The sequence below is a fragment of the Ferruginibacter sp. SUN106 genome (assembly GCF_050611765.1).
Classification (GTDB): Bacteria; Bacteroidota; Bacteroidia; order Chitinophagales; family Chitinophagaceae; genus Ferruginibacter.
This window is the reverse complement of sequence record NZ_JBODJC010000004.1, coordinates 439,557-459,471: the sequence shown is the minus strand read 5'-3', so window position 1 is coordinate 459,471 and position 19,915 is coordinate 439,557. Positions and strand designations below refer to the sequence as shown.

At 39.1% G+C, this 19,915-nt stretch carries 15 protein-coding genes; 10 read left to right on the top strand and 5 right to left on the bottom strand.

The features are described from left to right. Positions 1 to 62 precede the first annotated feature (62 nt). Together ACQ334_RS18015 and argS are read left to right on the top strand one after the other, a co-directional pair. Positions 63 to 875: an OmpA family protein gene (locus ACQ334_RS18015; RefSeq protein WP_430989645.1), complete on the top strand. Its 813-nt coding sequence runs from the start codon at positions 63 to 65 to the stop codon at positions 873 to 875. A gap of 195 nt (positions 876 to 1,070) precedes the next feature. After that, a complete protein-coding gene (argS, locus tag ACQ334_RS18010; RefSeq protein ID WP_430989644.1) occupies positions 1,071 to 2,999 on the top strand; it encodes an arginine--tRNA ligase in 1,929 nt (642 codons plus the stop codon). Position 3,000: 1 nt separating this feature from the next. Here argS and ACQ334_RS18005 read toward each other — a convergent pair whose 3' ends face one another. The 3 genes from ACQ334_RS18005 to ACQ334_RS17995 all read right to left on the bottom strand — a co-directional run bounded on the left by ACQ334_RS18005 (position 3,001) and on the right by ACQ334_RS17995 (position 6,075). After that, on the bottom strand, positions 3,001 to 3,969 hold the full coding sequence (locus tag ACQ334_RS18005) for a hypothetical protein (protein WP_430989643.1): 969 nt from the start codon (positions 3,967 to 3,969) through the stop codon (positions 3,001 to 3,003). A 350-nt stretch (positions 3,970 to 4,319) separates the two neighbouring features. Further along, positions 4,320 to 5,204 (bottom strand): SDR family oxidoreductase, encoded by an 885-nt coding sequence (locus ACQ334_RS18000; protein ID WP_430989642.1) that lies wholly within the window; start codon positions 5,202 to 5,204, stop codon positions 4,320 to 4,322. 124 nt (positions 5,205 to 5,328) lie between these two features. Next, positions 5,329 to 6,075 (bottom strand): hypothetical protein, encoded by a 747-nt coding sequence (locus tag ACQ334_RS17995; protein WP_430989641.1) that lies wholly within the window; start codon positions 6,073 to 6,075, stop codon positions 5,329 to 5,331. Between the two features lie 179 nt (positions 6,076 to 6,254). On the opposite strand from ACQ334_RS17995, the gene pfkA reads away from it, so the two are divergent. Together pfkA and pyk are read left to right on the top strand one after the other, a co-directional pair. Further along, positions 6,255 to 7,238, top strand: coding sequence for a 6-phosphofructokinase (pfkA, locus tag ACQ334_RS17990; RefSeq protein WP_430989640.1), 984 nt, complete (start codon positions 6,255 to 6,257; stop codon positions 7,236 to 7,238). 142 nt (positions 7,239 to 7,380) lie between these two features. Then, positions 7,381 to 8,871: a pyruvate kinase gene (gene pyk / locus ACQ334_RS17985; protein ID WP_430989639.1), complete on the top strand. Its 1,491-nt coding sequence runs from the start codon at positions 7,381 to 7,383 to the stop codon at positions 8,869 to 8,871. 82 nt (positions 8,872 to 8,953) lie between these two features. Here pyk and ACQ334_RS17980 read toward each other — a convergent pair whose 3' ends face one another. Then, positions 8,954 to 9,379 (bottom strand): DUF1761 domain-containing protein, encoded by a 426-nt coding sequence (locus tag ACQ334_RS17980; RefSeq protein WP_430989638.1) that lies wholly within the window; start codon positions 9,377 to 9,379, stop codon positions 8,954 to 8,956. A gap of 65 nt (positions 9,380 to 9,444) precedes the next feature. Here ACQ334_RS17980 and ACQ334_RS17975 point away from each other — a divergent pair, with 65 nt between their 5' ends. Further along, complete coding sequence (locus tag ACQ334_RS17975) at positions 9,445 to 9,783, top strand: hypothetical protein (protein WP_430989637.1); 339 nt, start codon at positions 9,445 to 9,447, stop codon at positions 9,781 to 9,783. A gap of 565 nt (positions 9,784 to 10,348) precedes the next feature. Here the strand turns inward: ACQ334_RS17975 and ACQ334_RS17970 are convergent. Further along, positions 10,349 to 10,819, bottom strand: coding sequence for a nuclear transport factor 2 family protein (locus ACQ334_RS17970; protein ID WP_430989636.1), 471 nt, complete (start codon positions 10,817 to 10,819; stop codon positions 10,349 to 10,351). Positions 10,820 to 10,865: 46 nt separating this feature from the next. On the opposite strand from ACQ334_RS17970, the gene ACQ334_RS17965 reads away from it, so the two are divergent. The 5 genes from ACQ334_RS17965 to sucC all read left to right on the top strand — a co-directional run bounded on the left by ACQ334_RS17965 (position 10,866) and on the right by sucC (position 19,903). Then, positions 10,866 to 12,779, top strand: a complete 1,914-nt coding sequence (locus ACQ334_RS17965) for a CocE/NonD family hydrolase (RefSeq protein WP_430989635.1) — start codon at positions 10,866 to 10,868, stop codon at positions 12,777 to 12,779. A gap of 1 nt (position 12,780) precedes the next feature. Then, on the top strand, positions 12,781 to 14,643 hold the full coding sequence (locus tag ACQ334_RS17960; RefSeq protein ID WP_430989634.1) for a CocE/NonD family hydrolase: 1,863 nt from the start codon (positions 12,781 to 12,783) through the stop codon (positions 14,641 to 14,643). A gap of 52 nt (positions 14,644 to 14,695) precedes the next feature. After that, positions 14,696 to 17,053 carry a beta-N-acetylhexosaminidase gene (locus tag ACQ334_RS17955; RefSeq protein WP_430989633.1) on the top strand — a complete coding sequence of 786 codons (2,358 nt, stop codon included), beginning with the start codon at positions 14,696 to 14,698 and terminating at the stop codon, positions 17,051 to 17,053. 105 nt (positions 17,054 to 17,158) lie between these two features. After that, on the top strand, positions 17,159 to 18,598 hold the full coding sequence (locus ACQ334_RS17950; protein WP_430989632.1) for an alpha-L-fucosidase: 1,440 nt from the start codon (positions 17,159 to 17,161) through the stop codon (positions 18,596 to 18,598). A 93-nt stretch (positions 18,599 to 18,691) separates the two neighbouring features. Beyond that, positions 18,692 to 19,903, top strand: a complete 1,212-nt coding sequence (sucC, locus tag ACQ334_RS17945; protein WP_430989631.1) for an ADP-forming succinate--CoA ligase subunit beta — start codon at positions 18,692 to 18,694, stop codon at positions 19,901 to 19,903. Positions 19,904 to 19,915 lie beyond the last annotated feature (12 nt).

Here is a 19,915-nt window from a genome sequence, read left to right as displayed (position 1 = left end):
TTATTTTGCCTGCGGCTGAAGCTAATGCGGATTATTATCCTCATATTTATGAAAACAACTTTATGAAACTTACCCTTTTATACGCTCTTTTGTTGTTGCCATTTTTTGCGGCTGCACAAAATGAAATCGGCACCGCAGTGTATTTTGATTTTAATAAACACCAGCTTACCCCTGCGGCAAAAGCAACACTGGATAGCTTTATCAATACCGCTGCCGGTCAGTCTGCTATTGAATTACGTGGTTATTGCGATGCCATTGGCAACAATGCTTATAATGACCGCCTGAGTGTGCAAAGGGTGCAGGCCGTAAAAAAATATTTACTGCAAAATAAATTACAACTGGCAGCTTTTAACATTACCAAGGGATATGGTAAGAGAAAACCGGTTAATAACAATTCCACCGCAGCTGAACGGCAGGCCAACCGGCGGGTGGATATTTTGGTATCTTCAGCAATTGTGACAGAAAATGTAAGTACACAATTGCAGGATACCGCTGTAAAAGCAGGCAGTAATATTGTGTTACAAAACATCAACTTTATTGGTGCCCGGCACCAGTTATTACCCGAAAGTTATCCTGTACTGAAAGACCTGTTAGGCGCTTTAAAGAAAAATAAAAACCTGGTGATACAGATACAGGGCCATATCTGTTGCCTGCCCGGTGATGTGGACGGATTAGACGAAGAAACGGGATTGAATAATTTATCTGAAGCAAGAGCAAAAGCTGTTTGGGAATACCTGGTAAAAAATGGCATTGCTGCAACAAGACTTTCGTATATCGGGGTTGGGCATAATCAACCGCTATATGCATATCCTGAAAAAAATGACACCGAAGCCAAATTGAACCGGAGAGTGGAGATAAAGATCATCAGCAAATAAAACAGCTCTGGATATTTTTTTAATCAGGCAGTATTTAATTTTTAAATTATTAGTTCTTTTCCACAAAGTCACGAAGACCACAAAGTATTTACCTGATAAGCTTTCTTAGTGTTTTTTGCGTCTTAGTCGGATACAAATTATAACTGCATCATTACTGTTAATTGCTTATTGCCAATTCGCAATTATCTTTGCACCATGTCAGTAGTAGAAAGTTTACAAAAAAGTGCCGTAGCAAGTTTAACTGCATTATTTGGCCAGTCCTTTACAGAAAAAGATTTCCAGGTTAACCAGACCAAGCCCGAATTTGAAGGGGATTACACCATTGTGTTATTCTCGTTAGTGAAATCATTAAAATTATCGCCGGATGCCATTGGAACTAAACTGGGTGATCACCTGGTTGAAAATAACCCTTTGCTTTTTACAAAATACAATATCATTAGTGGCTTTTTAAACCTTACTGTTGCTGATGCGTACTGGATGGATATTTTATCAAAGCATCACAACGATGAAAGTTTTGGCAAGCTGGCATTGAATGGCAAAAAAGTAATGGTGGAATATTCTTCTCCTAATACCAACAAGCCCTTGCATCTTGGCCATTTAAGAAATAATTTTTTAGGCTGGAGTGTGGCAGAAATTTTTAAAGCCAGTGGTTATGAAGTAATAAAAAGCTGCATTGTAAACGACAGGGGCATTCACATTTGCAAGAGTATGATTGCATGGCAGAAATGGGGTAATGGAGAAACTCCTGAATCAACCGGAACAAAAGGAGATCATTTTGTTGGGGATTATTATGTAAAATTTGAACAGGAATTAAAAAGACAATCTGTCGATTTAATTGCAAAAGAAAACAATAACGACTTCGCTCATTATACTGAGGAAGAAAAGAATAAAGTAATTGAATTATCAACATTAAAAAGCCGGCTACTGAGTGATAACAATGACAAGAATAAAGAAAAGATCATAAAACTTGATGATGATATTACTGAAATAAGAAGGTCGGCAACTGATATTATGAAAGAAGCAAAACAAATGCTTTTTGATTGGGAAGCCGGTAAGCCTGAGGTAATAGCCTTATGGGCAAAAATGAATAGCTGGGTGTATTCGGGATTTGACATTACCTATAAAACGATTGGCAGTGATTTTAATAAAACCTACTATGAAAGCAATACTTACCTGTTAGGTAAAAAGATTGTGGCTGAAGGTTTACAAAAAAATGTTTTTATTAAAGAAGAAGATAACAGTGTATGGATTGACCTTACCGCTGATGGTTTAGATAAAAAAATTGTGCAACGTAAAGATGGCACTTCGGTTTATATTACCCAGGACATTGGATTGGCGCAACAGAAATACGAAGAATATGGCATTGACCAGAGCATTTATGTAATTGGCGATGAACAGAATTACCATATGAAAGTATTGAAACTGATTGCTGAAAAATTGCAATTGCCTAATGCTGAAAATATTTATCATTTAAGTTACGGCATGGTGGAATTGCCTACCGGCAAAATGAAAAGCCGTGAAGGCACAGTGGTAGATGCTGATGATATTGTAGAAGAAATGGAAAAAGTAGCGCAGGAAAAAACAGAGGAATTGGGTAAAGTAAAAGATTTTACTGCTGAAGAATTAGCGGCATTGTATCATACCATAGGGTTAGGCGCTTTAAAATTTTTCTTATTAAGAGTTGACCCTAAAAAGAAAATGATCTTTAACCCCGAAGAGAGTATCGACTTTCATGGATTTACGGGGCCGTTTATTCAATTTAACCATGCAAGGATAAAATCTATATTGAGGAAATCGGCAGATGTGAATGGTGAATCGATAGTGGTGAGTAGTGAGTCGTCGGTTGGAAACAGCTTTCTGCCATTGGAAAAGGAATTAGTAGTAGCCTTAGAACAATACCCCACTATTGTTACACAGGCTTGTAGTGAAATGAATCCTTCTGCCATTGCAATTTATGTGTACCATATTGCTAAAACATTCAGTTCGTTTTATACAGAGCATTCTATTGCCAACGCAGAAACAGAAGAGAAAAAACAATTGCGTTTACAATTAGCTGCTATGACGGCGAATGTAATTAAGAGTGGGATGAATTTAATGGGTGTAGAAGTGCCTGAGCGGATGTAATTTAATTGCCCGGCTTAATATCAACAGTGTTTTGGTCGCCTCCGCCAACCTCAACATTGGTGGTGATTCTGTCTTCACTTATGCCTTGTTTCTCTATAAGGTATTTTTTTATATTGTAAACCCTGTAGCTGTAAATATATTGGCGGCCACAAGATCCTGCATAGGCATTAACTGTAATAAGAGCATCCGGTACTGCTTTCATTTTTGCCGCTACAGCCGCCAGTATGGCTTTATTATCAGCGTTTAGTTTATAGGCATTTGTTTTAAATAATAAACTGGGCAAAGCGCCTAATTGATCGGAAGGTGGCATAGCTATACCCATTGTATGAAAGCCCTCTCCTTTTTTATTCAGCACCACATCATAAGTGGTAGATAACATTGCCGGATGATAATTACGAACAGCGGTAATAAGGTCACCATAATTAAAATACAATGTGTGGCTGGTGGCAGCTGCTTCGGGCAATTCAAAACTAAATTTTCCTTCTTTATCTGTTACTGCAACCTGTGCCACATCAAATATTACTGTTGCATTTTCTAATGGATGGCCTTCACTGTCTTTTATAGTGCCGGATATTATCACCTTACCGGAGGTGGGTATTTTTTTAGCCGCATAATCGGCATCCAGGATAGTTGTTGTAGTTTTTTTATTGGCCTGTAAAGACAAAGAGCGGAAACTAAGTACTGCAAAAATGGCCGCAGCAATTTTAGTAAACTTATATGGTATTACATTTCTCTTTGAAGCTATAGGTAAAATATCTCTTTGCAGTTGTGTATTATGAAACCTGCCGCAATGTGTATCGGGCCGCTGTTTAAAAAAATTAAATAATTCAGTATCGCTCATTTGCGAAAAATCATAAATGGTAGTATGGCATTGCATACAATGCCTGCCCTCTCCTTCTCCGGGCATCGCATCCCAATTTTGTGAACAGGGTTTGGGAACGGTAATATGGAGTGGCGTATTTTCTTTCATTGCAATACGAATAACTTAATTAAAGTTACAAAAGAAAAGATTAAAATCTTATGAGCTGTTTTTTTGAAATTACGTTTCTCTTTATAGTATGGTCGGTGAAGACACCGACCATGGTGCGAAAGTTACAAAAGAAAAGATTATAATCTTATGAGCTGTTTTTTGAAATTACGTTTCTATTTATAGTATGGTCGGTGAAGACACCGACCATGGTGCGAAAGTTACAAAAGAAAATATTATAATCTTATGTGCTGTTTTTTAAAATTATGTTTCTTTTTATGTTGTGGTCGGTGAAGACACCGACCACGGAGTGAAAAGACACCGGCCACGGCAATAAATAAAATGTAACGATTTTACCCTAATGTTTTTTTAAGGCCTTCATTAAAACTCACTGGCTGGTAACCCAAATCCCGTTTTGCTTTTGTAATATCAAGCCCCGTTTTTAATGGCCGCTTCGCTGCCTGCACAAAATCTTTTGCCGTTATTTTTTTTATCAGAGAAGTATCCAATTGTAAAAAGGCGCCGGTAGCTACTGCCATTTCATAAGGTGTAAGTACATCTTCGCCGCAGATATTGTAAATGCCGTTTACATTTTTTTCCAGCATGGCATTAATTGCCCAGGCAAAATCGCCTGCATAAGTTGGTGTACGTACCTGGTCGTGAAAAACCTCATACGCTTCTCCTTTCTCTAATTTTTCCTGTACGATTGTTAAGATATTATTACGTTTATTAAAAGGCTTACCATAATTCAATACCGTTCTTACAATGTTCCAGTGGTGTGGATATTGTTGCACCAATGCCTCGGCCTTTACCTTGGTTTCGCCGTAATAATTTACAGGAGCAGGCGTATCTTCTTCATTGTACATGCCTTTTATACCATCAAAAATAAAATCGGTACTGCAGAATAAGAAAACTGCCGCATAATCTTTTGCTGCGGCTAATAAAATTGCGGTACCCTCTATATTTACTTTATCTGCTACTGGTTTATTTAATTCGCATTCATCGGGCTTGCTGATAGCGCCTGCATGAATAATATGTGTGGGCTGGTGTTTTGCAAAAATTGCAGCTACTGCTCCTGCATTGGTAAAATCCAGTTCCTCATACATAAAATGAGGGTGAATAAAAGGTAACCGGCTTTCTCCTTTTCCGGTTGCAATTACCGTGTGGTTATTGTTAAGCAATTGATCCACCATGTAATAACTTAAAAATCCGTTAGCTCCTGTAATTAATATTTTCATTAAAACAAAGATGCTGTATAAATTTTATCAGAACAATTTTTATTACCACTAAATATGCATGGTGTTTGTTAATCAGAATTTGTTGTTTAGAGAAGTCAAGTCTTAAAGACTTGAATTCTCTTCATTACTCCCGTATAACAGTTGGCGTATTACTTACCATCCAGGTGGCAAATGTTTCTGCTATCTTCCAGGTATTGCCGGCATATTTTTGAGGCCTTGCTATTACATAATCTAAAAAATCTTTTACGTTGGCATTGGTAACTATTTGCATAGCTGTAAACAATTTTTTACCATTAAATATTCCTCCGGTAATATCCTGGTCTTGCCCATTGTTTTGCTGCAGCATTTCTTTGCCGGTAAATTTTATATCGGCCACTAAAGAATCGATCAAGCTACTTTCCTGTTGTTCATTTAAAGTTGCCGGTGTATTAAAATCATAAAAATTGCCGCCAGTTACATGTTCAAAATAAACGGCATTTTTCACCATACCATATATCCGTCCTTTGTATTTTACGGGATAATTAACCATGGTGTATATCAGGTCATTTTTTTGCGGCTTTTTTTGGGGATCGTACAGATGCAAACCAAAATAATAATAGTCGCTCTTTATCAAACTACACTTGCCCCATCCTGTTTTTGCAGTATCAGTATTGTCGTTTGTAAAGTTGCGCCTGAGTAAGCCTGCCTGGCCTTTTTCAATAACGGCTTTAGCACCTGCCGGCATTTGCACCTGCACCACAGTGATACTATCGCCTGCGGCAACGATATAACCGGTAATAGTAAATACAAAAAGCTCTTTTTTACTCTCTTGCTGCGCTGTTAATTGCAATGCTGCAAAAAACATGATATAAATCATCACATAAAATTTCATTGCTATAAGTTTTAATAAATGTAAGTTGTTGTTATTATGCAGTAAATACCTTGTGCAGGGTATATTTATTTTGCTGCAACGTCAAAAAAGTATTAATAATTTGTGTAGAAAAGTATCGCAACCGCTAATGTGTATTTTTGACACATCAAAAAATCAAGTCTTTAACTTATCTTTGGCACATGGAAAAGAAAGTAACAAAAATAGGTGTACTTACTTCCGGTGGTGATAGTCCGGGCATGAATGCTGCCGTACGTGCAGTAGTGCGTACCGGTATCTACCATGGGATGGAAGTATTTGGCATTATGAGAGGCTATAGTGGCATGGTGGAAAATGACATTTTTCGTATGGAAAGTAAAAGTGTGGCCAACATTATTCAGCGTGGCGGCACTATTTTAAAAACATCACGTTGTAAAGAATTTTTTACCCCCGAAGGCAGAAAGATCGCTTACGAAAATTTAAAGAAGCATGGCATCAATGGCCTGGTGATCATTGGCGGAGATGGCAGTTTTCGTGGCGCACAGATCTTTAGTAATGAATTTGATATTCCCTGTATTGGTTTACCTGGCACTATCGATAAAGATATTGCAGGTACTGATTTTACTATTGGTTTTGATACTGCAGTAAACACTGCTGTTGAAGCTATTGATAAGATAAGGGATACTGCAGATGCTCATGATCGTTTATTCATCATTGAAGTAATGGGCCGTGATGCCGGCTATATTGCCTTACATAGTGGTATAGCAACAGGTGCCGAAAATATCCTGATCCCGGAAAGAAAAACCATCATCACAGATATTGTAAAAGCCCTGGAAGAAAAAGAACGCCGTCATAAACTGGTGAACCTGATTGTGGTGGCAGAAGGCGAAGAGTTTGGTGGTGCCGATGAGGTAGCTAAAGTGATCAAACAAAGATTACCACAACAGGAAGTAAGGGTTTGTATTTTAGGACATATCCAGAGAGGTGGCAGCCCGAGCTGTATGGACCGTTTACTGGCCAGCCGTATGGGTTACCATGCAGTGGAATGTTTAATGGAAGGCAGATTTAATGTTTTTGTTGGAATTGTAAATAACAAAATACATTACACGCCATTGAATGAAGCCGTAAAGAAAAAACAAAGGATCAGCGAAGAATGGATGACAGTGGTGAAAGTATTAAGCAGTTAAATAAGAGTTACGGGTTTGTTTTGTTACGGGTTATTTTATCGTTTGCGATTAATTCATACAAACAACAAAACAAACCCGTAGCCCGTAACACGTAACAAAAAAAAAGACAGAAACTATAAAACACGTAACTCGTTAAAAAATCATGAGCAAAAATCTTACGCAATACCTGCACCGTCAAATGGATAAACAGGCAGGTCTTGAACACTCCCAGAAAAGAACCAAAATTGTAGCTACTGTAGGCCCGGCTTGTGATACCTACGAAAAGTTGCTGGCACTAGTTAAAGCTGGTGTAAATGTATTCCGGCTTAATTTTTCGCATGGTGCTTACGATAGCAAAAAACAAATTATCGATTACATCCGTGAGATCAATAAAAAAGAACCTTACAATATCGCTATACTGGGAGACCTGCAAGGCCCTAAATTAAGGGTAGGCGAACTGGAAGGTGGCAGCCTGGAATTAAAGGAAGGCGATGAAATTATTTTAACCACCGAAAAGATGGTGGGCACCAAAGAAAAGATATATGTAAGTTATCAAAACCTGGCTACCGATGTAAAACCAGGAGAACGTATATTTTTTGATGATGGCAAAATGGAAGTACAACTGGTAAAAGTGTTAAGCGATAAAGAAGTTCTGATAAGGGTAAGCCTTGGAGGAACGCTGCTTCCTAAAAAGGGGGTAAACCTTCCCGATAGTGAACTGACCATGCCTTCACTTACACCAAAAGATATTGAAGACCTTGAATTCATTATTGATAATAACCTGGATTGGGTAGCGCTTTCATTTGTAAGAAAAGCCATTGATATTACTGATCTTAAAAAAAGAATTAAAGCAAAGGATAGTAAGATAAAAGTGATCGCTAAAATTGAAATGCCTGAAGCGTTGAAAAACATCAGGGATATTATTGTAGAAAGCGATGGTATTATGGTGGCCCGTGGCGACCTGGGAGTGGAAGTTCCGGTAGAGCAGGTGCCGATCATTCAAAAAGAACTGATACGCAAATGTATGCACCGTGCCAAGCCCGTAATTGTGGCTACGCAAATGATGGAAAGTATGATGGAGCGTACCAAACCCAACCGCAGTGAGGTTACCGACGTTGCCAATGCGGTACTGGAAGGTGCGGATGCCGTGATGTTAAGTGGCGAAACTGCTATGGGAGATTATCCGACACTCGTTGTGGAAATGATGAGCAAGATCATCCAGGAAGTAGAAAAAACGGTGTATGATTACGACAGAGATGATATCCTGAAGCCACAACCCCACTCCCCTTCATTTTTAAGTGATGCCATTTGTTACAGTGCCTGTAAACTGGCACAGGATACCAATGCCACCGCTTTGATAGGTATGACACAAAGTGGTTACACCGGATTTATGCTCAGTAGCTATCGCCCTAAATCCTTGTTGTATATTTTCAGTAAAGAAAGAACGCTGATCAACCAGCTTAGTCTAAGCTGGGGCGTTAGAGCCATTTATTATGCCGAAGAAGAAAGCCTGGATGATATCATTTCAGATGAAATAGAGATATTGAAGCAAAGAGGATTTTTAAAAACCGGCGATGTAGTGGTAAATACCGGCAGTACGCCTGTGGATCTTCATTTACCTACCAACATTATTAAAGTAACAAAAGTAGAATAGAGTAAAGCTGCCAGGCAAGCCTGACACTTCAATAAAAACGGTAAGACTTTAAAAGCCTTACCGTTTTTTTATGGTCTTATTTTTACTGCCAGCAGCAAACAATAATTGCAGCAATAATATTCCCCACCACGGTATAGCCACAGTTGATAAGGTACAAACCCCAGGGCCTTTTTTCGTACAGGTACGAAACAGATATGGCAGTAGTGCCAAATAACAAACCTGTTATGGCACCAATCTTTACGCCACTCATCCAGCATGCAGTAATATCCATACGGTGTACTAAAATTGAAAGACCTGCTGCAGTTAATACCATCAATACCAGGGAGCCGCCAAACATTATCCCCATTCCCTTTTTAGCTTCGGGGTCGTTAGGGTTAATTTTGGTATACTCCAGCCATTTTTTTGCAAATAGAACTTTTGAATACCATACTGCGCCAATTGCCCAGTAAGCAATGCCAGCTACCAATACGGCCAGCCAGTTAATGTCGTTTAAAAATTCGGTGTTCATGCCTGAAGGTTTAGGTTAAAGAAAATGATTAAACAAAATAGAAATAATTTTCTCAAATTGCAAGTATGTACAATTATCACAACAGAACTTTCCGCTCTGTTGCCAACAGCAGCAATGGAGAAGTGGATGCCACAACTGTCTTTACATACCAGCAATCGGGCATTATTGTTACCGCAACTTATAGTGGCGGCAATATTATCAGCGGCAGCTTAATTGCATTGGTTGATGCTAAAGGGAAATTAGATATGCGGTACCAGCATGTCAATACTCAAAACCAGTTAATGACGGGGATTTGCATTTCTACTCCTGAAATTTTACCTGATGGAAAAATAAGGCTGCATGAAAAATGGCAATGGACAAGTGGTGATATGAGTAAAGGAGAATCTGTAATTGAAGAGATGTAGTAATAAAAAAAGGAAAGCGTTTTAAACTTTGAGCATTCCCGTCGGTGAAGACACCGACCAGGGAAACAAAAAATAAGGCCGCATGAAAAATGGCAATGCACAAGTGGTGATATGAGTAAAGGAGAATCTGTGATTGAAGAGATGTAGTAATAAAAAAAGGAAAACGTTTTAAGCTTTGAGCATTCCGGTTGGTGAAGACACCGACCAGGGAAGCAAAAAATAAGGTCGTATGAAAAATGGCAATGCACAAGTGGTGATATGAGTAAAGGAGAATCTGTGATTGAAGAGATGTAGTAATAAAAAAAAGAAAGCGTTTTAAACTTTGAGCATTCCGGTCGGTGAAGACACCGACCAGGGAAACAAAATTAATACCGTATTTCTGACTTGGTACCCAAGCCACGTCGTGGCGGCATTTTGGTAACATGTCCGCTGTAAAGGCCCAAAAGCCCATCGGGGCGATATTTTATCGAAGCCTGCACTAAAGAAATGTCGCCCCGATGGGGCTTAGATAAAAAACCTGTTTTGTATTGTTACCAAAATGCCGCCACGATGTGGCTAAAACAATTTATTTCGCCTGCATAAACTTCAACAAATTCTTCTTCGCAGTATTTTTTATTTTATTCTGAAAAAACTTATTCCATCCCAGCAACCAACCGCTGAAGCCCAATGCCTGTGCACTCCATTTATGCAAACTGAAGGCATCACTATGTTCAATAATTTTACCACCAGCAAACTTCATATTCGCCCTCACTTTGTTTACCACTTTTCTACCTGTTTTACTAAATGTATACGTTGCTACCCAATCACAGGTGCTGTATTCTTCATCCAGATCGATAATGTTTCCATAGGTTAATGAAAAATCTTTGGCATTTTTACAAAGCATCTCCCACATACATTTTACTTCATCAGCTTTTAACAAACCAAAGGCAGGGTCAAAGAAAACAATATCATCGCTATAGCAACTGTTCATAGTTGCATAATCCTTTTTTTGAAATGCAGTATAAAATTGAGCAATCGTTTGTGCATTATTTGACATAGAAACAGTTTAGATTCGTTAAATTTAGCATTCAAATAAATACAAAATGAAAAAATATTTCCTTGTTCTCTTCTTTTGTTCTTTTATCGCAGTGCAACTTACTGCCCAGGATACCGATTCGCTTTGGGTAAGAGATAACTATTATAAAATTGAACGCATGATCACCATGAGAGATGGTGTTAAGTTGTTTACCGCCTTTTATATTCCTAAAGACAGTACACAAAAACACCCGATTTTGTTCAACCGTACCCCTTACACCTGTTCTCCTTATGGCGAAGACAAATTCAGCCCACGTTTGTACGGCTCTTACTGGATCAACTATTTAAAAGAAGGTTATATCATTGCCATACAGGATGTAAGAGGAAAATGGATGAGCGAAGGAGAATATGTGGATGTACGCCCATTTAATCCCAATAAAAAAGACAAGGAGATCGATGAGGCCAGCGATACCTATGATGCTATCGACTGGATGATCAATAATATTCCGGGCAATAATAAAAGAGTGGGTGTATTTGGAATTTCCTATCCCGGATTTTATAGCACCATGGCGGCATTAAGTAATCATCCTGCATTAAAAGCAGTGAGCCCGCAGGCGCCGGTTACCGATTGGTTTATTGGCGACGACTTTCATCATAATGGCGCATTAATGGTAATGGATGCTTTTAATTTTTATAGCGGCTTTGGTATTCCCAGGCCAAAACCAACCATGACGGGCAAACCTGGTTATGAAATTCATTCGCAGGATAATTATGATTTCTTTTTAAAGACAGGCGCATTAAAAAATTTCAGTAAAATAATGGGCGACAGTATTGCTTTCTGGAATGACCTGATGAATCATCCCAATAATGATGCCTGGTGGCAGGCACGCAATCCAAGAAATTTTGTTACCAATATAAAACCTGCTATATTGGTTGTAGGCGGATTGTTTGATGCAGAAGATTGCTTTGGAGCATGGAATTTATACAAAGCCATTGAAGAAAAAAGTAAGAACACCGATAACCGTTTAGTGATGGGGCCATGGTTTCATGGTGGCTGGGGTGGCAGAAGCGAAGGTGATTATTTAGGGAATGTTAGATTTGGCAGTAAAACAAGTGAATATTATCAACGCAATATCGAAATCCCGTTCTTTAATTTTTATTTAAAACTAAAAGGCACCGTACACGATATTGCTGAAGCCAATATTTTCTTCAGCGGTGCTAATAAATGGAAAACATTTAATCAATGGCCGCCTGAAAATATTGAGTACAAAAGTATTTACGCTAAATGGGATGGCACGCTAACCGAAATCAATGCAGCGTCGATGTTTAAACCAGAGGACAGGGCAAAGCGTCCGCAATCTTATAGTGAATACATCAGCGATCCGGCGCATCCGGTTCCCTATACCGAAGATGTACACCTGGGCAGAACAAGAGAATATATGACCGACGATCAGCGCTTTGCAAGCCGCAGAACGGATGTGCTTAGTTTTTCAACGCCTGTATTAAGCGATGAGGTGACTTTAGCAGGCCCATTGGTGGCCGACTTAATGGTTAGCCTCTCCACCACCGATGCAGATTTTGTTGTTAAACTCATTGATGTTTTTCCGGATGATTTTAAATATGATGAAAAAGAATCTGGCAAAGGAAACGGCAAAGATTACCCGATGGCTGGTTACCAGATGCTGGTACGCGGGGAAATCATGAGGGGTAAATTCCGTAACAGCTTCGAAAAACCCGAACCTTTTGTTCCCGGTAAGATCACCGAAGTAAAATACACTTTACCGGACGTTGCACATACATTTAAGAAGGGCCACAAGATAATGATACAGGTGCAGAGCAGCTGGTTTCCTATTGCAGATAGAAATCCGCAGACCTTTACAGATATTTATCATTGCAACGATAGTGATTTTCAAAAATCAACCATCCGCATTTATCATGATGTAAATAATCAAACCAAATTCATTTTGCCAATTATAAAATAATATGAGAAAAATATTTTTAAGTTTTTGCGGATTAGTGGCAATGCATACAATTGTATTGGCACAAGGTAGTTTTGTAAAAGAAAATTACACCAAGTTTGATACTACTATTACCATGAGGGATGGCATCAAATTATACACCGTGATCTATATGCCCAAAGACGAATCACAGTCCTACCCTTTTTTAATGGAACGTACGCCCTACTCTGCCGGGCCTTATGGTGCCAATAATTACCCCCGTTCATTAGGCCCTAATGAAAACCTGATGAAAGAAAAATACATTTTTGTTTACCAGGATGTACGTGGCCGTTACATGAGCGAAGGCACCAACTTAGAAGTAACACCTTATATCGCCAACAAAAAAAGCAAAGCTGATGTTGATGAAAGCAGCGATACGTATGATACAGTTGACTGGCTGATAAAAAATATTAAAAATAATAATGGCCGTGTGGGGTTAGCGGGTATTTCTTACCCGGGGTTTTATGCAACAGCATGTTTACCCGGCGCACATCCGGCAATAAAAGCAGTGAGTCCCCAGGCACCGGTTACGGATGAGTTTATAGGTGACGATGCTAATCACAATGGTGCTTTCTTTTTGTTAGACAATTTCAGTTTTATGAATTTCTTTGATATGGAAAGAAACGGCCCGGTTAAGGATTATGACAAACCACTTTTTAATGCAGGGTCGAGAGATGCTTATAAATTTTATTTACAGATGGGCACTATAAAAAATACCAATAGTGCAAAATATTACAATAACAAAAGTGTTATCTGGAACGAATATTTACAACACGATACTTATGATGCTTACTGGAAGGCAAGAAATATCCGTACACATTTAAAAAATATCAGTACACCAACATTGGTGGTGGGTGGCTGGTTTGATGCAGAAGATCTTTTTGGTGCATTACATACTTATGAAGCCATAGAAAAACAAAGTGCAAAAAACAATAACCGTTTGGTGATGGGCCCATGGACGCATGGTGCCTGGGCCGGTGGCGATTGGAGCAAATTTGCAACGCATGAATTTGGCAGCAACACCAGTAAATATTTTCAGGATAGTTTAGAAACCACTTTCTTTAATTTTTATTTAAAAGATAAAGGCAGTTTTACCGCCAGCGAAGCCACCGTATTTGAAACCGGCAGCAACCAGTGGAAAAGTTATCCTGCATGGCCTCCAAAAAATGAAGCACCAGTGGTTTACTATTTTAATGATAACAATACACTCTCTTTACAAAAAACAAATACACCCAATAGTTTTGACGAATACATCAGCGACCCTGCCAAGCCCGTGCCTTATACCAATGGTACATTCGGCAGGCGCAATAATGAATACATGGCCGAAGACCAGCGCTTTGCGGCTGTACGCCCTGATGTAGTGGTTTTTGAAACAGAAGAACTAACTGAAGACCTTACACTATCCGGAAGAATTAATGCCGATCTTTTTGTAAGCATTACCGGTACGGATGCTGATTTTATTGTAAAGCTGATTGATGTATTGCCTGATACTACTGCAACGCCTAAAGGTTCGCCAAGAGGTTTCAGTATGGCAGGATACCAACGTTTGGTAAGGGCCGAAGTAATGAGGGGTAAATTCCGTAACAGTTATGAAAAACCTGAGGCCTTTGTTCCCAATAAAATAAGCGAAGTAAAATTTGACCTGAATGATGTGGCACATACTTTTAAAAAAGGGCATAAAATAATGGTGCAGGTACAAAGCAGCTGGTTTCCGTTAGTAGACAGGAATCCACAAAAATTTATGCGGATACCCGATGCTACTGAAAAAGATTTTCAAAAAGCATCGATAAGGATTTATCATGATGCGGTGAATGCCAGTAAAATTGTATTACCGGTATTGAAAAATTAATTATACTGAATTGCCCCGGCCTGAAGGCCGGGGCAATAAAAAATAAAATGCTATGCAGAAAAATTATTTTTTAATCCTTTGCTTATTATTATCCTTAAAAAGTTTTTCGCAATTGAATATAGTTCCCATGCCTGCGGAAGTGAAGATGGGCAAAGGGAATATGCTGATCAATCCCAATACACAAATTGTTGTAGAAGGCAGCAACCTTGAAAAATGTGCTGCGGTATTAAACGATTACCTATTAGCCCGGTATGGAATGAAATTGAAAACGGTGAAAAAATATTCTTCCTCTAATTCAATAACACTGAATTACGAAAGACTGGATAATGAATTGCCCGGGGCTTATAATTTAACTGCTGATAAAAAAGGCATTTACATTACAGGTGACAATGAAGAAGGCGTTTTTTACGGTGTTCAAACTTTGTTGCAATTATTTGAATCACCGGACAAGAGTGCTGCCATTGTAAGAATAGCCCCACTGGCAAAAATACCTTATGTAAGTATACAGGACCATCCACGTTTTGCTTACCGTGGTATGCACCTTGATGTGGCCCGTCATTTCTTTCCGGTTTCTTTTGTTAAAAAATATATTGATTATTTAGCCGCTTATAAATACAATACTTTTCACTGGCACTTAACCGATGACCAGGGCTGGCGTATTGAAATAAAAAAATACCCGCTGTTAACACAAGTGGGTGGTTGCAGGGCACAAACATTAATTGGCCGGTACGGCAGCGATAAATATGACGGCACAAAATATTGTGGTTATTACACACAGGAACAAATAAAAGAGATCGTACAATATGCTGCCGACCATTACATTACCGTAATACCTGAAATTGAAATGCCGGGACATGGTATGGCGGCATTGGCAAGTTATCCTTTTCTTGGTTGTACCAAAGGGCCTTATAAAACTTTTGAAACCTGGGGTGTAATTGAAGATGTGTTTTGTGCAGGTAATGATAGCACTTTTACTTTTTTACAGAATGTGTTAGATGAAGTAATAAAATTATTTCCATCAAAATATATACATATTGGCGGAGATGAATGCCCCAAAGAAAGATGGAAGACCTGCCCCCTTTGCCAGAAAAGAATTAAGGATAATAACTTAAAAGATGAACATGCATTACAGAGTTATTTTATCAACCGCATGGAAAAATATTTAAACAGCAAGGGGAAAAATATTATTGGCTGGGATGAAATTTTAGAAGGCGGCCTTGCACCTAACGCTACCGTAATGAGCTGGCGTGGTGAAGAAGGTGGGATTGAAGCAGCCCAACAAAATCATGATGTGATCATGACACCGGGCAGCCATTGTTATATTGATCATGCTCAATCTGAAAATGAAGACAGTATCACTATCGGCGGTTATCTCCCATTAGAAAAAGTGTACAGCTACGAACCTATTCCTGCTGTTTTAAATGCTGCACAGGCCAAACATATTTTAGGCGCACAAGCCAATTTATGGACAGAATACATTGGTAATACCAGTAAAGTGGAGTACATGATCTTTCCCCGTATGATTGCATTGAGTGAAGTATTGTGGAGCCCGAAAGAAAAAAGAGATTGGAAAAATTTTGAAAGCAGGTTGCCTGCTGTTTTTGAAAGATTAGATAAACAGAAAATTAATTATAGTAAGGCGTATTATGATCCAAAAGTAAGTGTTACCGCCACAATAGATTTTGATGGAGTAAACATATCGGTTACTTCAAAACAAAAGAAGAGTATGTATTATTTTGGAAATAAAAATGAAAGCAAATTTTCTTTGTTCACAGATTCTATAAGTACAAAAATTAAAACATCAGGAGTATATGGCATTAGATTGCTTGGAAAAATGAATCCTTCCATTCAGGGAGAGAAATGGGGCGTAGCTATGCTCTCTCCATTTAATTACCTGTTTTCAACTGATATCCCATTCCATTTCAACAAAGCTACTGGCAAAAAAATAACCCTTGCAACTGAACCCAGCAAAAACTATCCCGGCAATGGTGCATTCACATTAGTAGATGGAGTGCAGAATGAAAAAGGCCTTGCAAAATCAAATGAGTTTTTAGGTTTTGCAGGAAAAGATCTTGATGCGATGATCGACCTGAAAACAACAAGCGACATCAGTAAAATAACGGTTCATGTAATGGATCAAAACGGCAGCTGGATCTATTTACCATCAGCAGTGGAAATAACTTATTTGCCTGACAGCGACCTTACTCCAGAACTTATTGCCGCTGCTCCAAAGGAAACAAAAATTATTGATCCTATAAAAGATAAAGGTGCTAGAACGATTGTGTTAGAAGCTAAACATGGCTGCAGGTTTGTGCATGTGGTGGTGAAAAATTTTGGCATCATTCCTTCCGGTAATCCCGGTGCCGGTTCGGCAGCCTGGTTATTTGTGGATGAGATTGAAGTAGAATAGGTTTCACGCAAAGAAAAATAAGAAAGCAAAGAGGCAAAGGGAATCTTTCTTTGCATCTTATGCATTAAACTTTTGCAGCTTTACGTGAAATTGTAAAAAATGAAGATGAAAAAAAACTTACTATACATTTTATTACTTTCTTTTTGCAACGTTAGTGCACAGCAACATTATATTGCACCAACGGATTCATTAGTGATAAAAAAATTATCCCAATGGCAGGATTGGAAATTTGGTTTATTGATGCACTGGGGTACGTACAGCCAGTGGGGTGTGGTAGAAAGCTGGAGCATTTGTCCCGAAGATGAAGGCTGGACACAAAGAGACAGCACCCATGGCAAAACCTATAATGAATACAAAAAAAATTACGAAGCCTTACAAACCACTTTCAATCCCCAAAATTTTGATCCTGCAAAATGGGCTGCAGCAGCAAAAGACGCCGGAATGAAATACGTGGTGTTCACCACTAAACATCATGATGGCTTTTGTATGTTCGATACTAAAGAAACAGACTATAAAATCACTTCGCCTAAAACACCATTTTCCACCAATCCAAAAAATAATATTGCAAAAGAAGTATTTGATGCTTTCCGTAAACAAGGTATTGCTACCGGTGCGTATTTCAGCAAACCTGATTGGCACACACAAAATTACTGGTGGCCTTATTTTCCTCCTAAAGACAGGAATGTAAATTACGATCCTAAAAAATATCCGCTGCGTTGGAATGCCTTTAAAGATTTTACCTATAACCAGATAAAAGAACTGATGAGTGAGTATGGCAAAATGGATATCCTGTGGTTAGACGGCGGTTGGGTAAGGCCGAAGAACACTATTGACACTGCAGTGGAATGGCAACGCACCATCACTTACGAGCAGGATGTGGACATGGCTAAAATTGCGGCTATAGCAAGGCGTTATCAACCCGGTTTACTGGTAGTTGACCGCAGCGTAGGCAATGAATATGAAAATTATGTAACACCGGAACAACAGCTCCCTTCTACCCTGTTGCCTTATCCCTGGGAAACCTGTATGACGATGGCCGGTAGCTGGAGTTATGTGCCGCATGACAAATACAAATCCACCAACGAACTGGTACATACCCTGGTGAAAATTGTTGGCACCGGAGGTAACCTGTTACTGAATGTTGGCCCTGATGCAAACGGCGAATGGGACACAGCTGCATACACAAGATTGAAAGAAATTGGTGAGTGGATGAAGATCAATGGCGAAGCGATCTACAATACCCGGCCTGCATCCATTCCAATTTATGACCATAGTTATTATACTATTTCAAAAAATAAATCTGCTGCTTATATTTTAACATTGTTAAAGGAGCAGGACCATTACTTTACTAATGGCGCTCTTTTCCAGGTGGAAGATCTGTATGGAGGAAAGTTTAATCATATCCAGATATTAGGTACCAACATTAAGTTACCGGTTAAAAAGTACAGGGCTACCAATGGTTTGCCCATGCTGGAGATCAGTTTTCCCAATGATAATGGCATCCGGAACCTGAAACATGCAGTTGTTTTTAAACTCATCAAATAAATGCAATCGTTACCGGTAAAAAGCCCTGCTCACCAGCAGAAAACCCTCCGCCGTAAACTGTTTTTAATTATCTTCGCTAAAACTTTATAAATCATGAATCTTCACGAGTACCAGGCTAAGGAATTGCTTAAGAAATACAATGTTCCCGTGCAGGAAGGCATCCCCTGCAACACCCCCACTGAAGCGGAAGAAGCTTACCGCCAAATTCATACCCAATACGGCAGCAAGTTTGCTGTTGTAAAAGCACAAATACATGCAGGCGGACGTGGTAAAGGCAAAATTGCCGGTACCGAACAACGCGGTGTGGCTGTGGGTAAAAATGCTGAAGACGTAAAACAAATTGCACAAAATATATTGGGTGGCACTTTGGTGACCATTCAAACCGGTCCTGCCGGTAAACTGGTGAATAAGATCATTGTTGCACAAGATGTGTATTATGAAGGGCCTACCCCGGTGAAAGAATTTTACCTGAGTATTTTAATGGACAGGGCCAAAGGACAAAATGTAGTAATGTACAGTACCGAAGGCGGTATGAACATTGAAGATGTGGCACATGATACACCAGAAAAAATATTTAAAGAATGGGTACACCCAAGTGGTGGCTTGCAGGGTTTCCAGGCACGTAAAATTGCTTTTAACCTGGGCTTAAGCGGTAATGCTTTTAAAAACTGCGTAAAGTTTGTAACCAATTTATACAATGCTTATGTTGGTTTAGATTGCGGTATGTTGGAAATAAACCCTTTGTTTAAAACCAGCGATGATAAAATTATTGCCGTGGATTGCAAGATGAATATTGATGATAATGCATTGATGCGCCATCCCGACCTTGCGGCGATGAGAGATATCAGTGAAGAAGATCCTACAGAAGTGGAAGCAGGCAAATTCAACCTGAACTTTGTAAAATTAGATGGTAATGTAGGTTGTATGGTAAATGGTGCCGGCCTTGCGATGGCTACTATGGACATGATTAAATTAAGTGGCGGCGATCCTGCCAACTTCCTTGATGTAGGTGGTACAGCTAATGCACAAACAGTGGAAGCCGGTTTCCGTATTATTTTAAAAGACCCGAAAGTAAAAGCGATCCTCATTAATATTTTTGGTGGTATTGTACGTTGCGACCGTGTGGCGCAGGGTGTTATCGATGCCTACCAGTCTATCGGCAATATCAGCATTCCTATCATTGTACGTTTACAAGGTACCAATGCAGATGTAGCTAAAAAATTAATTGACGAAAGTGGCCTTAAAGTACAAAGTGCTATCTTATTAAGCGAAGCCGCAGCATTGGTAAACAAAGCTGTAGCCTAAGCGATACCTTTT

Coding starts and splice junctions, on each gene's coding strand:
- ACQ334_RS18015 (WP_430989645.1), top strand. CDS start 63: ATGAAACTTACCCTTTTATACGCTCTTTTGTTGTTGCCATTTTTTGCG.
- argS (WP_430989644.1), top strand. CDS start 1,071: ATGTCAGTAGTAGAAAGTTTACAAAAAAGTGCCGTAGCAAGTTTAACT.
- ACQ334_RS18005 (WP_430989643.1), bottom strand. CDS start 3,969: ATGAAAGAAAATACGCCACTCCATATTACCGTTCCCAAACCCTGTTCA.
- ACQ334_RS18000 (WP_430989642.1), bottom strand. CDS start 5,204: ATGAAAATATTAATTACAGGAGCTAACGGATTTTTAAGTTATTACATG.
- ACQ334_RS17995 (WP_430989641.1), bottom strand. CDS start 6,075: ATGAAATTTTATGTGATGATTTATATCATGTTTTTTGCAGCATTGCAA.
- pfkA (WP_430989640.1), top strand. CDS start 6,255: ATGGAAAAGAAAGTAACAAAAATAGGTGTACTTACTTCCGGTGGTGAT.
- pyk (WP_430989639.1), top strand. CDS start 7,381: ATGAGCAAAAATCTTACGCAATACCTGCACCGTCAAATGGATAAACAG.
- ACQ334_RS17980 (WP_430989638.1), bottom strand. CDS start 9,379: ATGAACACCGAATTTTTAAACGACATTAACTGGCTGGCCGTATTGGTA.
- ACQ334_RS17975 (WP_430989637.1), top strand. CDS start 9,445: ATGTACAATTATCACAACAGAACTTTCCGCTCTGTTGCCAACAGCAGC.
- ACQ334_RS17970 (WP_430989636.1), bottom strand. CDS start 10,819: ATGTCAAATAATGCACAAACGATTGCTCAATTTTATACTGCATTTCAA.
- ACQ334_RS17965 (WP_430989635.1), top strand. CDS start 10,866: ATGAAAAAATATTTCCTTGTTCTCTTCTTTTGTTCTTTTATCGCAGTG.
- ACQ334_RS17960 (WP_430989634.1), top strand. CDS start 12,781: ATGAGAAAAATATTTTTAAGTTTTTGCGGATTAGTGGCAATGCATACA.
- ACQ334_RS17955 (WP_430989633.1), top strand. CDS start 14,696: ATGCAGAAAAATTATTTTTTAATCCTTTGCTTATTATTATCCTTAAAA.
- ACQ334_RS17950 (WP_430989632.1), top strand. CDS start 17,159: ATGAAAAAAAACTTACTATACATTTTATTACTTTCTTTTTGCAACGTT.
- sucC (WP_430989631.1), top strand. CDS start 18,692: ATGAATCTTCACGAGTACCAGGCTAAGGAATTGCTTAAGAAATACAAT.